Annotated in this window: 1 protein-coding gene; it reads right to left on the minus strand. The window is 60.3% G+C overall.

Annotated features, from left to right (window positions below; genetic code table 11):
* The coding region (locus RFN28_RS34750) for a YdcF family protein (RefSeq protein WP_320291620.1) at window positions 1-537 on the minus strand (537 nt) is incomplete at both ends.

The raw sequence follows: 537 nt of genomic DNA on the forward strand, positions 1-537 counted from the left end.
GGCCGCCTTGCTCTCGATCGCGTTCTCGCAGGTCGTGCGCGATCGTTCTTCCATTTCGATGCGCTGGGCCGGCACGCCGAGCATCACGAGAATATCGCGGGCAACCTGCGATTCCGTGGTCTGATTGTGGCTGATGATATGATTGACGCCGCCCGAGAGGAATATGCGAGCATCCGGATATCGTCTGCTGAGATCCACGGCTTCGGTCAGCCGTTCTCCCGCCTCATTCATCGCCAGAGTTTGGCGATCGACGCTGACATGGGTGTCGACGGCCCCGCCAAGCACGACAATGCCGGTCACCGGGCCGTTGATGACGGGTTTTGGAAAGCGGTTCTCCAATGCCATTAATGCGGCCGGACCTAGAGGAGCCCAGCCGCAAATGGCCAGCAGCAGCGCCGAGCCAATGAGACACGTTCGGCTGAGCTTGCGCCTGCCGAACGGAGCCGTAGCCAGCCCGATCAATCCAAGGACGGCGATCAGGTTGGACGGAAGGAGAAAGATCTCTATGAGCTTGGAGGCGATGAAGGACATCAGGCG

Origin of the sequence: Mesorhizobium album (genome assembly GCF_033977205.1) — a bacterium.
GTDB lineage: Bacteria > Pseudomonadota > Alphaproteobacteria > Rhizobiales > Rhizobiaceae > Mesorhizobium > Mesorhizobium album.